The 12,080-nt window shown below is 54.0% G+C and carries 11 protein-coding genes, 1 tRNA gene and 1 pseudogene; 7 read left to right on the top strand and 6 right to left on the bottom strand.

Features of this window, described 5'->3' with window-relative positions:
* Nucleotides 1-54 precede the first annotated feature (54 nt).
* On the top strand, nt 55-1,611 hold the full coding sequence (gene tnpC, locus KDW95_RS16915; RefSeq protein WP_255852980.1) for an IS66 family transposase: 1,557 nt from the start codon (nt 55-57) through the stop codon (nt 1,609-1,611).
* A gap of 15 nt (nt 1,612-1,626) precedes the next feature.
* On the opposite strand, the pseudogene KDW95_RS16920 reads toward tnpC, so the two are convergent.
* Together KDW95_RS16920 and KDW95_RS16925 are read right to left on the bottom strand one after the other, a co-directional pair.
* Nucleotides 1,627-1,812 (bottom strand): annotated as a pseudogene (locus KDW95_RS16920) (IS256 family transposase); the annotation flags it as partial.
* A gap of 804 nt (nt 1,813-2,616) precedes the next feature.
* On the bottom strand, nt 2,617-3,528 hold the full coding sequence (locus KDW95_RS16925; protein ID WP_255852981.1) for a LysR family transcriptional regulator: 912 nt from the start codon (nt 3,526-3,528) through the stop codon (nt 2,617-2,619).
* A 130-nt stretch (nt 3,529-3,658) separates the two neighbouring features.
* On the opposite strand from KDW95_RS16925, the gene KDW95_RS16930 reads away from it, so the two are divergent.
* Nucleotides 3,659-4,900 (top strand): MFS transporter, encoded by a 1,242-nt coding sequence (locus tag KDW95_RS16930; protein WP_255852982.1) that lies wholly within the window; start codon nt 3,659-3,661, stop codon nt 4,898-4,900.
* Nucleotides 4,901-5,193: 293 nt separating this feature from the next.
* Here KDW95_RS16930 and KDW95_RS16935 read toward each other — a convergent pair whose 3' ends face one another.
* Nucleotides 5,194-6,072: a LysR family transcriptional regulator gene (locus KDW95_RS16935; RefSeq protein WP_255852983.1), complete on the bottom strand. Its 879-nt coding sequence runs from the start codon at nt 6,070-6,072 to the stop codon at nt 5,194-5,196.
* Between the two features lie 185 nt (nt 6,073-6,257).
* Between KDW95_RS16935 and KDW95_RS16940 the strand changes: the two genes are divergently transcribed.
* From KDW95_RS16940 to KDW95_RS16955, 4 genes are all read left to right on the top strand, one after another.
* Nucleotides 6,258-6,866, top strand: coding sequence for a glutathione S-transferase family protein (locus KDW95_RS16940; protein ID WP_255852984.1), 609 nt, complete (start codon nt 6,258-6,260; stop codon nt 6,864-6,866).
* Between the two features lie 64 nt (nt 6,867-6,930).
* Nucleotides 6,931-7,326: a nuclear transport factor 2 family protein gene (locus KDW95_RS16945; protein ID WP_255852985.1), complete on the top strand. Its 396-nt coding sequence runs from the start codon at nt 6,931-6,933 to the stop codon at nt 7,324-7,326.
* Entirely contained in the window at nt 7,323-7,964 is a 642-nt protein-coding gene (locus KDW95_RS16950) for a DsbA family oxidoreductase (protein WP_255852986.1), read from the top strand. The genes KDW95_RS16945 and KDW95_RS16950 overlap by 4 nt, the downstream gene beginning before the upstream one ends.
* A 29-nt stretch (nt 7,965-7,993) precedes the next feature.
* Nucleotides 7,994-8,200 carry a tautomerase family protein gene (locus tag KDW95_RS16955; RefSeq protein ID WP_255852987.1) on the top strand — a complete coding sequence of 69 codons (207 nt, stop codon included), beginning with the start codon at nt 7,994-7,996 and terminating at the stop codon, nt 8,198-8,200.
* 978 nt (nt 8,201-9,178) lie between these two features.
* Here KDW95_RS16955 and KDW95_RS16960 read toward each other — a convergent pair.
* Nucleotides 9,179-9,254, bottom strand: a tRNA-Phe gene (locus KDW95_RS16960).
* 341 nt (nt 9,255-9,595) lie between these two features.
* A complete protein-coding gene (pyrE, locus tag KDW95_RS16965; protein ID WP_255852988.1) occupies nt 9,596-10,243 on the bottom strand; it encodes an orotate phosphoribosyltransferase in 648 nt (215 codons plus the stop codon).
* A gap of 169 nt (nt 10,244-10,412) precedes the next feature.
* Here pyrE and KDW95_RS16970 point away from each other — a divergent pair, with 169 nt between their 5' ends.
* Nucleotides 10,413-11,183 (top strand): exodeoxyribonuclease III, encoded by a 771-nt coding sequence (locus KDW95_RS16970; protein ID WP_255852989.1) that lies wholly within the window; start codon nt 10,413-10,415, stop codon nt 11,181-11,183.
* A 111-nt stretch (nt 11,184-11,294) separates the two neighbouring features.
* Here the strand turns inward: KDW95_RS16970 and rph are convergent, their stop codons facing one another.
* Nucleotides 11,295-12,065, bottom strand: a complete 771-nt coding sequence (rph, locus tag KDW95_RS16975; RefSeq protein ID WP_255852990.1) for a ribonuclease PH — start codon at nt 12,063-12,065, stop codon at nt 11,295-11,297.
* Between the last annotated feature and the right edge of the window lie 15 nt (nt 12,066-12,080).

Below are 12,080 nucleotides of genomic sequence, written 5' to 3' on the forward strand. Positions count from 1 at the left end.
ACACCAGATTTGACAATAACTCCAGAGCGAGCGGGCTCTGGCACACTGCCGGACATGACCTCAACACCTGACCTCTCACAGCTTTCACCCGAACAACTGCGCCAGTTGGCCACTGAACTGATGGCCCGCGTTGAGCAGCAGGATCAGGTGATACAGCAGCGCGACCAAGTCATACAGCGCAGCGAGTTACGTAATCAGCAGCTGACCCATGAGCTGGCCCTGCTCAAGCGCCACAAGTATGGTCAGCGCAGTGAGCACCTCAATGTGCTTCAGATCAGCCTACTCGATGAGGTCATCAGTGCCGACATCGCCGCCATTGAGGCGGAGCTTGAACAGCTGAAAACCACGCCTGCGCCGGCGACCAAACGCCAGCCCAAACGCGCCGCCTTGCCGCCGGAACTGCCCCGTACCGAGATCCGTCATGAACCTGAGTCTGAGAACTGCGCCTGCGGCTGCCAGCTGAAACGCATCGGCGAAGACATCAGCGAAAAACTCGATTACACACCCGGCGTCTTCACGGTTGAACGCCATATCCGCGGCAAGTGGGTCTGTGATGCCTGCGAAACCCTGACCCAGGCGCCGATGCCGGCGCACATCATCGACAAGGGCACCCCGACCACCGGTCTGCTGGCCCAGGTGATGATCGCCAAATACGCCGACCACCTGCCGTTGTATCGACAGGAGCAGATCTTTGGGCGTGCTGGTGTTGCCATCCCGCGTTCGACCCTGGCCGAGTGGATCGGCCGCTGCGGCGTGCAGTTGCAACCGCTGATCGACGCACTGCGCGAAGCCCTCCTCAAGGAGGCCGTGCTGCACGCCGACGAAACGCCGGTGCCGATGCTGGCGCCGGGCAAGAAGAAAACCCACAAGGCCTACATCTGGGCCTATGCCAGCACGCCGTACTCAGACCTGAACGCCGTGATCTACGCCTTCGCACCCGGGCGCGGCGGTCAGCATGCCCGCGACTTCCTGGGTGACTGGCAAGGCCAACTGGTCTGTGACGACTACGGCGGCTACAAGGCGAGCTTCAAGCACGGCATCACCGAGGTGGGCTGCATGGCGCTCGCCCGTCGCAAGTTCGTCGAGCTGCATGTGGCGGGCATGAGCCAGATCGCCGCTCAGGCTGTCGAGTACATCAAGCAGCTGTATGAGGTTGAGCGCGAGGCGCGGTCACTGAACAACACTGAACGGCAGGCCTTGAGACAAGCCCGTGCCCGCCCGATCGCGGACGCACTGCATCAATGGATGCAGGCCCATCGCCTGCAAGTGCCGGATGGCACAGCGACTGCAAAGGCGCTGGACTACAGCCTCAAGCGCTGGGCCGCCCTGACACGCTACCTGGATGAGGGGGCATTGCCGATCGACAACAACCGGGTGGAAAATCTGATCCGGCCGTGGGCGCTCGGGCGCTCGAACTGGCTGTTCGCAGGATCGCTGCGCAGTGGCCAGCGCGCTGCTGCAGTCATGAGCCTGATCCAGTCCGCCAAGCTGAATGGACATGAACCCTATGCGCATCTGAAAGACGTGCTCGCCCGACTGCCAACCCAAAAAGCGAGTGCCATCGGGGAGTTGCTGCCGCATAACTGGAAAGCGCCGGCTGGCAAGGTGTGATCGCCGGCCGGTTACGGCGTTCCTGTCTGATTGATCTTGTACTTGCTCACCATCCTTGAACTTCACGTTGTTGACCACGAGGGTCAACAGAATAAATCCCTTGATCCGTTTCCAGTTTTTCTGTGCCGACTCCAACAGCTTGTAGACCATCGCCAGCGTCGTGTCCCTGGAGCCACAGTTACGCGTCCGCTTGGTGTGCAACACTGGTCAGCAGTATCGTAAGCAGCTAAACGCGGACTCGAGGCAAAGGGTGCGCCACCTGGGTTTGGAGCTGCTTTTTTGTGGCCAGCAGCAGGCTTTTCCTCTTGGCGGCCAGAGCGATGCGATGTTCGGGTGCTATGTCGCGTGGGGTTGCTGAGGCATGTTTGTTACGCCACAGAGTTCAAGGGCTGGAGAGTTGCAGTCACAAGCTGTGGATGACCGGAAAGCGATAGGCGGGCGCTGTATCAGCTACATGGCTTTGTAATGAGAAAATGAGAATTTTCGATCGCACATAAAAAAACGCCCCCGAACCATCCTTGGCTCGAGGGTGTAAAAGTGAGGTGCTCCTGGCATCCTTGCCGAGCTGGTTGCGTCCTTGCAACCATCAGATCCGTCTGAATCCTCATGCACACAGTATGGACTTATATCGGGAAAGCTCTATAGGAAAAAGTCCTAAAGTCCGCTGTAGGGCTGTGAAAAGTCATTGATGATCCAGCGGGCACCGCTGTGCTAACTGGAATGGCTGAGAGTTTGTAAGCGCCGGCTGCCTAAACAGAGTGTGTGCATTCTGTGCATAAGATGGATGTGGATAACAAATGGCAGCGTTGATCCCGGGTTGTTGAGGCTCTGGGTACAATTGCTGATCAGAATATCACTCCCCTTGAATTACGGTGCTTGGCGACAGTTTACCGATACTTTTCATCAGGTTACTCACAGGCTTGTGCAGGCTTTTTGTGAGCAGTTATCCCCTGAATCGAGCGTCAATTTATGCACAAAGTGTTATTCACAGACCCATCCGGGCATCTACAGGGCGTTCAAATTTACGGTTTGGGCAGCGTGTGTTTCCGACAAAGGGGGCTGACCAGATGACGAGAACTGTGGACTCTCTCTGATAGTTTGCGCGAGACGCTGCGTAGCCTCGTTAGTGTCCTCTGCGACGAAGAGAGTTGTGTCGGTCTTCGGCAGCGGAGGGAGGCCTGACTCTACAATGACCATGCCGGGCTCCAGTGTTGAGCGCGGAATCACACCGATCCCTATACCTGCCCTTACCGCCGCAAGTACTCCGGCGCGGCTCTGGCTGATAAACGCAATTCGATAGGCTGTATCCGTTTGTTGTAATGCAAGGCTGGCGGAGTCCCTGTGAAAGCAGCCTTCGACGAAGACGGCGAGTGGCAGGGGGTCGCGTTCGTGAACATTGTGCACAGGCGAGCGAACCCAGACCAGTTCATCCGGGGCCAGTCGCAGACCTCCCTCGGACTGCGCCGGCATTTCCACCAGTGCGATATCCAGCTTTCCCTCGTTTAGCAGTGTTACCAGGTGTTGGGGGCGGTGATCGCAGATGACCTCCAGTTGCGCCTCGGGGTAGGACAGTACAAAGGCCTCCAGAATGGGGGTGAGGGAGCGCGTCGCGTATTGATCGTGAGTACCCAGGCGCACCTTGCCGTTGATATCCACGTTGTGGAATGCACCCAGAATGCGATCATGCAGGTTCAGCAGCTGATAAGCATGGCCAAGCAACTGCTCGCCTGCTGGTGTCAGTCGTACGCCATGCTGTCCGCGTACCAGCAGCTCGGTATTGACCAGGGACTCCAGTCGGCTCAGTTGCATGCTGATCGTGGAGGGTGCGCGATGCAGCTGCCCGGCGGCGGCGGTGAGGTTTAATGTCTGCGCGGTGACGGCGAAGGTGCGCAGCAGACCTATGGGTAGTTCGGGCATTTCAGTTATCAACAATATTGAACGAGGTTATCAATATTTGTCGATTTACTGAATAAAGGCAAGCATCTAAGGTAGCGGCTAATCAGATTAGTCATTACCGGGCCCCTGGGGCTGTAAGGGAGAGTGCAGCATGCGCATGGCAGCAGTATTTGGCCTGAATCAGGTCGTAAGTCATGGATTTGGTGTTTTTCTGTTTGCCGCGTTGCTGCCCCTGATGCGGGAGTCTATTGCGATATCCAACTGGCAGTTGGCCAGCATAGGGGCGCTGACACAGCTGTCCTACCTCGCGGGTGCGTTGCTGCTCGGTCTCATCGGGCACCGTATTGGTACGGTTCGTCTGGCCTTGGTGACGACAAGCCTTACTACCGGCTTGTTGTTCCTGATGTCGCAGTTGCGTGATCCGTTGCACATCACCCTGGCTCTGGTGATCCTGGCGGCCAGTGCTTCGATCAGCTGGGGCACGATCGTGGAAATAATCAGCCGCTATGCCAACAAGGCCAGCTGTTCAACCACCATGTCCTGCGCTTCCAGTGGTACCGCCTGGGGCTACGGCATCAACGGTTTGCTGATACTGCTTGTCGTACCGCATCTTGGCTGGGAGAGTGGCTGGGTTATCGCAGGTGGTGTCGGCGTCCTGGCGTTGATACTGAGCTGGAATTTGTTGCGAGGGCTTGCGCCCGCCGGGGTGGCATCTTTCGATACCGATGCAGCTAACGTAATTTCCGTTGCAGGGGCTGAGGCAATACCTGCGCGCCAGCTATTGGCCGTTATCCTGCGTGAGCGCACGGCTTTTTTTGCCTGCCTCATCTGCTGTCTGGTGGGCTTTAGTGCCATGCCATTCTCAGCCTGGCTGAACCTCTATCTCGACGAGCGAGGGCTTCCTGCAGCGTTGGGTGGCTATACCTGGACCGTGGTTGGCATTACAGGAATGATCGCCGGGCTTCTGATCGGGAAGCTGGCAGATCACAAAGGCCATGGCACCGCGTTTACAGTGATCTTCAGCGGCTTTGCCCTTGGGCTCCTGGCCTTCATGTTTGACCCGGCGCGCTGGGCGTTGCTGGCAGGCTTTGGCTATGGGCTGATGTACTTTCCGATGTGGGGCATTGTTGCCGGCTGGGTGAGCCAGCACTACGGCTCCACCGCAACCATGCAAATCAATGGTGTGTGCATGGTGACCTTTGGCATGGGCGGAACCCTGGGTAACCTGCTGGCGGGATACTTGCGTGAGGCAACCGGTTCACTCAGTTTGATGTATGACATCCTGACGGTGACGGCCTTGCTGCTGGTCGCGCTGGGACTGTTTATCAGACACACAGGCAAAGGCGCTGCGGTTACAGAGGGTGTCATCCCCCCGTTGTCGGATGCGGCCTGATGGAACTGGCGGTATAGGGCATGAACGGGGCTTGGATCAGGTTTGTGCATTTGCAGGTAGACTGGTCTTATTAACCTGGCAGGCAAATAGGTTGCCCTCCCTATTCGCCAGTCACCCCACACTTTTCACCATTGAAGAATGGGCGCACGTGCGTGTACGTGCTGGATTCTCTCGGGTGAAGGGATGGGGTTCGCATTGGCCTGCGGCCAATGATGAAACATCCCCGTTTCATGTATTAACCCGCCGGGTTAATAATGGTGATGATGAGGAGGCGATCCAGTACCATCTTTTTCTCACTGTTTATTAGAAAACCACTGCTCAAGGAACTCTATACACTGGACGAGTTTTGAGGGTACAAAATGTCGTGCAGGGTACAGGGCGTAGAGCGTTAGATTGGGTTTGTTAAAATCCCCCAATACTTCAACAACCTCTCCCTTTTCAAACGACTCGCGGCAAACAAAGTCCGGAATAAACCCAACGCCTTGATTTCGCTTAATCGCCTCCATCATGAAAATGGTACTGTTAACCCGCAATGTCCCTTGAATGGCGACACCGTCTTCAATGGGCCAAATATTTTTTCCCTGGAAATAACTGTATACAAAGCAGTTATGTTCTTCCAGGTCCCGCGGCAAGTTAATAGCGGGGTGGTTGTTTAAATACTCGGGCCCCACACAGACTCTGTACTTGAAACGAGTCAGTGGGCGCCCGACGTAATTCGAGTCGATTGGACGACTGGATGCCCGAAATCCCAAATCAAAACCCTGTTCCACCAGGTCAACACTCTCATCTCCCAAGTGAATGTCTAGCTCAATGTCTGGGTAAGACTGCATAAAATCGGCGAATAATGTTGATAAATCAACGAGGCCTAGCGCCATTGGTGCATTGATTTTCAGCTTACCACGGGGATGCTGCTGAAGGTCTTGCACAAAATTATCTGCTTCATCAAGCCTTTCTAGTATTTCCCGTGCTCGTTGCAAATACCCCACACCCACATGTGTCAACTGTAGATTGCGTGTTGAACGATGCAGCAAGCGAGCGCCCAGTGCATCTTCAAGACGGCTGATCTCCTTGCTAATCATTGATTTGGATGAGTTTGTCTGCTCTGCCACTCGAGTGAAGCTTCCCAAATCAGCCAGACGTACAAATAGTTGAAGCGCTCGTAGTTTATCCATAAAGGGGTTTCATCCAAGAAAAACAAAAGATTGTTTCCATATAGAGAACAGCTGGTTTTTATTATAGTTATATATGTGCATAAACAAAAGCCCTAAGCTTTGTCATGTCGTCTTTAGTCATCGCTTCAAGCGGTACGCATACCAACGATTTAATCACTGATTAAATCAATAACGAGGGCAATACAATGTACAGGCTTTACTATGTTCCCGGCGCATGCTCCCTGGCTACTCAAGTGGTTATCCACCAACTGGGTCAAGCTGTTGAAATAATTAACAAGCAGCAGGTGAGTGACTTTAACGCCATCAATCCTACCGGTATGGTTCCGGTACTTGTCGATAACGGCAAAACATTACTGGAAGGAGCGGCTGTGATGTTATACCTGCTCAATAAACATCAGAATACCATGCTGCCTTCCGCAGGCGCGGCTCGTGAACAAGCAATTCAAGATATTATGTTTTCCAATGCCACGATGCATCCGGCCTATGGCCGTTTATTTTTTATCGATCAGTACATTGCCGATGAGAAAGTCAAACAATCATCCTTCGAGGCGGCGGCTCAGGCTATTACCAGTCTATGGCAGGTCGTGGAGCAGCAACTGGCTACGCAAGATTTTCTTGGCGGTGATCAGCCTTCGGCTGCTGATATTATGCTGACGGTATATTCCCGCTGGGGAGCAAGCTTTCCCGTCGAGATCCCGTTGGGGCATAACACCAGGAAAATGGTGGATGCGGTACAGGCAATGACCAGCTTTCAACGTGCTCTTACTGCCGAACAGCGCCAATCAGCGGCTTAGAGCGATTACCTACTGATCTTCACGATTAATCGCTCAAGGCTGACTGCGATAGGAGAGAGCACGCATGGAAAATACGGCATATACGGGTGATTTCGGTTCGAAAGAATTTGATTCAGTGATGACCCTTGTACGGGACTATTTTGATGGCTTGCACTATGGCGAGGTATCGAAGTTAAGAGCCATTTTTCATCCGGATGCGTTTCTTAAAGCGCCTGGATTACGACGTAGTCTTGACCAGTGGCTTGACGCTGTCGCCAGTCGACCTGTACCTGACCAGCAAGGGCGGCCTTATGATTTCAAACTCCTTTCCATTGAAATCATAAAAGACCAGGCGATGGTGAAACTGGAATGCCCGCTATTTGAGCACTTCTATGTTGATTTTTTGGGTCTTCTGAAAGAAAACGGGCGTTGGTTAGTCGTCAACAAAATGTACTCTGATTTACAGGAAGATGTTCCATGAAAGCGCTAAGGATAGAAATGGTCCACGATCTGGTATGTTCTTGGTGCCCAATAGGATATGCAAACCTGCAGCAAGCGCTTCGAAATCTGAGCATTGAGGCCTGTATCAATTTTTTGCCCTATGAACTTAATCCTGATATTGGGCCAAAGGGTGAGGATATTGACGATCATCTTGGGCGCCGTAACCAATGGGGTCAATCAAAACGGAATGACTATCGCACAAATTTATTAGCGGTGGCTAAACAAGCCGGTGTTTGTATCGATTTCTCTAAGCGAAGCCGCTATTACAATAGTAATAAGGCGCACCGGTTGATGCACTGGTGCGAAGGTTTTAACAGACAACAGGCCATGAATGAACTGATGATTGATGCTTATTTTAAACAGGGCCTGGATATCAGCAATACTCAAGTACTACTGGATCTTGTTGAACAATTGGGTCTGGATCGATCAGAAGGAGAACAGGTGCTGATATCGAATAAAATAAATCAACAGCTACTGCTTAAAAAACAACGTGTGCAGAAATTAAAGCTACCCGGCGTGCCAGCATTTATTTTTAATGAAACCACCTTGGTTAGCGGTTCTAGTTCAGTTGAGTATTTTGAAAAAACAATATTGAACGTAACGAAAAAGTCAGCCTAGCCTAACATCCTCTATAAAAGAGAAAAACTATGCCCTACGTTAATATTAAAGTAACCGATGAAAATGTCACTAAGGAACAAAAGCAGGCGCTTATCAAAGGCACCACTCAATTGTTAGTGGATGTACTTAATAAAAATCCGAAAACCACCTTTGTCGTGATCGACGAGGTGAGTACTGATAATTGGGGTGTCGGCTACGATCAGGTGACGAATATTCGCCAATTAACGGATGAGTGAGAGGTGCCCGGAGGGCGAGCTCATGGATGTAGCGAGTACCAAATCGTCGGGAACGAGTTGGAACATCACTGCGTGCAGCGATGGCCCGCAGGGCGAACACCGTGGATGGTGTGAGTATCAAATTGCCGGGAGCAATTTGACATATCGAAGCGCAGCGACGATTACCCGCAGGGCGAACACCAGGGATGGTGTGAGTACAAATTTCTCGGGAACAAATTTGCGCGTCAGCCCGCAGGGTTAGTCACAGGGATGTGGCTAACAATCGAACCCTGGTTCGATGGAGCCTCCGCCAAACGTCCAGACACAAAAAAGCCTCACTATTTCTAGCGAGGCTTCCTGACGTATACAGGCAGCGTGGTGCCCGGAGGCGGATCAAATTGCCGGGAGCAATTTGGCATATCGCCGCTTGCGGCGATCACCCGTAGGGTGAGCTACATGGATGTAGCGAGTAATCGGACCTTGGTTCGATGGAGCCTCCGCAAAACGTCCAGACACAAAAAAGCCTCACTATTTCTAGCTAGGCTTCCTGACGTATACAGGCAGCGTGGTGCCCGGAGGCGGATCAAATTGCCGGGAGCAATTTGACATATCGGAGCGCAGCGACGATTACCCGCAGGGTGAACACTAGGGATGGTGTGAGTACAAATTTTCGGGAACAAATTTGCGCGTAAGCCCGCAGGGCTAGTCACAGGGATGTGGCTAACAGTCGAACCTTGGTTCGATGGAGCCTCCGCAAAACGTCCAGACACAAAAAACCTCACTATTTCTAGCGAGGCTTCCTGACGTATACAGGCAGCGTGGTGCCCGGAGGCGGACCAAATTGCCGGGAGCAATTTGGCATATCGCCGCTTGCGGCGATCACCCGTAGGGTGAGCTACATGGATGTAGCGAGTAATCGGACCTTGGTTCGATGGAGCCTCCGCAAAACGTCCAGACACAAAAAAGCCTCACTATTTCTAGCGAGGCTTTCAAGTAAGGTGGTGCCCGGAGGCGGAATCGAACCACCGACACGAGGATTTTCAATCCTCTGCTCTACCGACTGAGCTATCCGGGCACAACGGCGGCCAATTAGACACGCAAGTTGGAATGCTGTCAACGGATAACGTGAATAATTGTTAAATCAGGGGTTTAGGGGCTGTTGGCGTTTGGGGATGCGTTCTGTTGCTCTGCAAAATCCCTCAGACAATGAAGCGGACGCCGCTCAGGGTGGTTCCCTTTGCAAGTTCGCTGAAGCCGTATGAGGGGTTATGCAGCGCAACCCTGACGGGCCGGGGCTGTGTTCGCACAATACGGCGTTGCTCATCGCTTATTTGGAACAACCAAACCGCGCAATTCGCGCCTTGTCTTGTGCGAGCACAGTCCCGGCAGGACATATCCTCCAAACGCCAATAGCCCCTAGCCCTCGATGCCATACGCTTTGCGGTAGTTCAGGATGGCGTCGATTTCGGTTTCCATGCCGCCTTTCTCCTGCAGGTAGGCAATCACATCGTTCAGGGTCACGATGCTGGCGACGGGCATAGCGTAATCCCGTTCCACTTCCTGGATGGCAGACAGTTCGCCCTGGCCCCGTTCCATGCGATTCAGTGCAATGACTACGCCTGCCGGTGTCGCGCCCGCCTGTTGAATGATCTGCATGACTTCGCGGATAGCCGTACCGGCGGTGATGACATCATCAATGATCAGGATGCGGCCCTTGAGTTCTGCCCCCACCAGGCTGCCGCCTTCACCGTGCGCCTTGGCTTCCTTGCGGTTGAAGACATAGGGCACGTCGCGCTGGAAATCGGTTGCCAGGGACACCGCCGCGGTGGTGGCCAGGGGGATGCCCTTGTAGGCAGGTCCAAAGAGTACATCGAAGGGTATGCCGGCGTTTTCGATCGCCGCCGCATAGTATTGTCCCAGCTTCGCCAGTGCCTCACCGCTGTTGAACAGGCCTGCATTGAAAAAATAGGGGCTGGTCCGGCCGGATTTGAGGGTGAACTCGCCGAAACGCAACACGCCGCGCTCGATGGCAAATTCGATAAAGGCTCTCTGGTAGTCCTGCATGGGGCTCTCCGCACTGAAAACTGGTCGGCGCCTATGATATCAGCGCCTTTGGCTGCACTCTATGGCGATTAAGGCCTGCAGAAATTTCAATTTCAGTCGCTACGCTATACAATTCGTTCTTTGTTTCAAGACATTCGCTTTTTCGCGCGCTTTACAGGATCAAACAGACATGCGTGTCATCACCTTCAATACTCAGGGTATTGAACAGGCTACTGATAGAGGTTTTTTCGATTGGATGGTTCGCCAGGACGCTGACGTAGTGTGCCTGCAAAATCTGCGCGCGAAAGAATACCAGCTCGATGACGAGCGTTACCATCCCAAGGGATACCATGCGTTCTTCTTCGATGCGTTCGAAGACGGCTACAGCGGTGTCGCGATCTACACCCGTGAGTTGCCCAAAGCGATCATGACAGGGCTGGGCTTTGAGCTCTGCGATTTTCATGGCCGCTTTATCCAGGCAGATTTCGACAAGGTCAGCGTGGCGTCCATGTCCATCCCTCCCGGCCTGAAAAGCCCGGAAGACCAGGTGCGCAAGGAAGAGTACATGGAACTTTTCATGGGCCACCTGAAGAAAACACTGCGCAAGCGCCGTGATTTCATTTTCGCCGGCACCTTCCATATCGCCCACAAGCCTGTCGACCTGAGCAACTGGTACGCCAACCAGAGCGTTTCGGGCTTCCTGCCGCAGGAACGCAAATGGATGGAAGAAGTACTGGATGACATGGGCTTTGTCGATGCTTTCCGCCGCGCCAACAAGGCGGAGCGGCAGTACAGCTGGTGGCCGGACTATAACCGTGCCTGGAGCCTGAACGAAGGGGCGCGGCTGGATTACCAGATCACTACCGCCAACCTGCGCAACAACGTCAAGGCGGCGCGTATCTACCGTGACGAGCAGTTCTCGCAGCACGCACCGGTTATTATCGACTACAACATTGGCTAGTGATTTTGCCGGACAGAGCCCATCGTGGCTCGATGCACTGGCAAGTTCAGAGTCACAAAAAAGGGAGCCTGGCAGGGCTCCCTTTTTTATTGCGATGCTGCAATGGCACGCTTAGCCAGCAAGCGCCGCTTTCTGTGCTTCGATCAGTTCACTGATACCCTTGCGCGCCAGGTCCAGCATGGCGTTGAGTTCGTCCTGGGAATAGGTGGCACCTTCCGCCGTACCCTGAACTTCGACAAAGCCGCCGCTGCCGGTCATGATCACGTTCATGTCGGTGTGGGCCTTGGAGTCCTCGGCGTAGTCCAGATCCAGTACCGGGACACCTTCGTAGATGCCGACGGAGACCGCGGCCAGCATGTGCGCAACAGGGTCGCCTTTCATGGCACCGTGCTTGTCTTTTTTCAGCACGTTAATGGCATCCTGCAGCGCAACAAAGGCACCGGTAATGGAGGCGGTGCGTGTGCCACCGTCGGCCTGCAGCACATCGCAGTCGATGGTGATGGTGTTCTCACCCAGCTTTTTCAGGTTCAGTGCCGCGCGCAGGGAACGCCCGATCAGACGCTGAATCTCGACGGTACGGCCGCCCTGCTTGCCGCGCGCCGCCTCACGATCGGTACGGGTATTGGTGGAGCGGGGCAGCATGCCGTATTCGGCGGTCACCCAGCCCTGGCCGCTGCCACGCAGGAAGCGCGGCACGCCGCGATCAACGCTGGCGGTACACAGAACCTTGGTATCGCCGAATTCAACCAGCACCGATCCTTCCGCGTGCTTGGTGAAATTGCGCGTAATTTTGATATCACGCATCTGATCAGGCTGACGTCCGCTCGGGCGAAGTTTTTTAAGTCCCAGGCCTTGCAGCTGGTCGGAGATGCTCGAACTCATGGTGATCTGTTACCT

Origin of the sequence: Marinobacterium rhizophilum, from assembly GCF_024397915.1 — a bacterium.
In the GTDB taxonomy this organism is placed as follows: domain Bacteria; phylum Pseudomonadota; class Gammaproteobacteria; order Pseudomonadales; family Balneatricaceae; genus Marinobacterium_A; species Marinobacterium_A rhizophilum_A.

Coding starts and splice junctions, on each gene's coding strand:
- tnpC (WP_255852980.1), top strand. CDS start 55: ATGACCTCAACACCTGACCTCTCACAGCTTTCACCCGAACAACTGCGC.
- KDW95_RS16925 (WP_255852981.1), bottom strand. CDS start 3,528: ATGCCCGAACTACCCATAGGTCTGCTGCGCACCTTCGCCGTCACCGCG.
- KDW95_RS16930 (WP_255852982.1), top strand. CDS start 3,659: ATGCGCATGGCAGCAGTATTTGGCCTGAATCAGGTCGTAAGTCATGGA.
- KDW95_RS16935 (WP_255852983.1), bottom strand. CDS start 6,072: ATGGATAAACTACGAGCGCTTCAACTATTTGTACGTCTGGCTGATTTG.
- KDW95_RS16940 (WP_255852984.1), top strand. CDS start 6,258: ATGTACAGGCTTTACTATGTTCCCGGCGCATGCTCCCTGGCTACTCAA.
- KDW95_RS16945 (WP_255852985.1), top strand. CDS start 6,931: ATGGAAAATACGGCATATACGGGTGATTTCGGTTCGAAAGAATTTGAT.
- KDW95_RS16950 (WP_255852986.1), top strand. CDS start 7,323: ATGAAAGCGCTAAGGATAGAAATGGTCCACGATCTGGTATGTTCTTGG.
- KDW95_RS16955 (WP_255852987.1), top strand. CDS start 7,994: ATGCCCTACGTTAATATTAAAGTAACCGATGAAAATGTCACTAAGGAA.
- pyrE (WP_255852988.1), bottom strand. CDS start 10,243: ATGCAGGACTACCAGAGAGCCTTTATCGAATTTGCCATCGAGCGCGGC.
- KDW95_RS16970 (WP_255852989.1), top strand. CDS start 10,413: ATGCGTGTCATCACCTTCAATACTCAGGGTATTGAACAGGCTACTGAT.
- rph (WP_255852990.1), bottom strand. CDS start 12,065: ATGAGTTCGAGCATCTCCGACCAGCTGCAAGGCCTGGGACTTAAAAAA.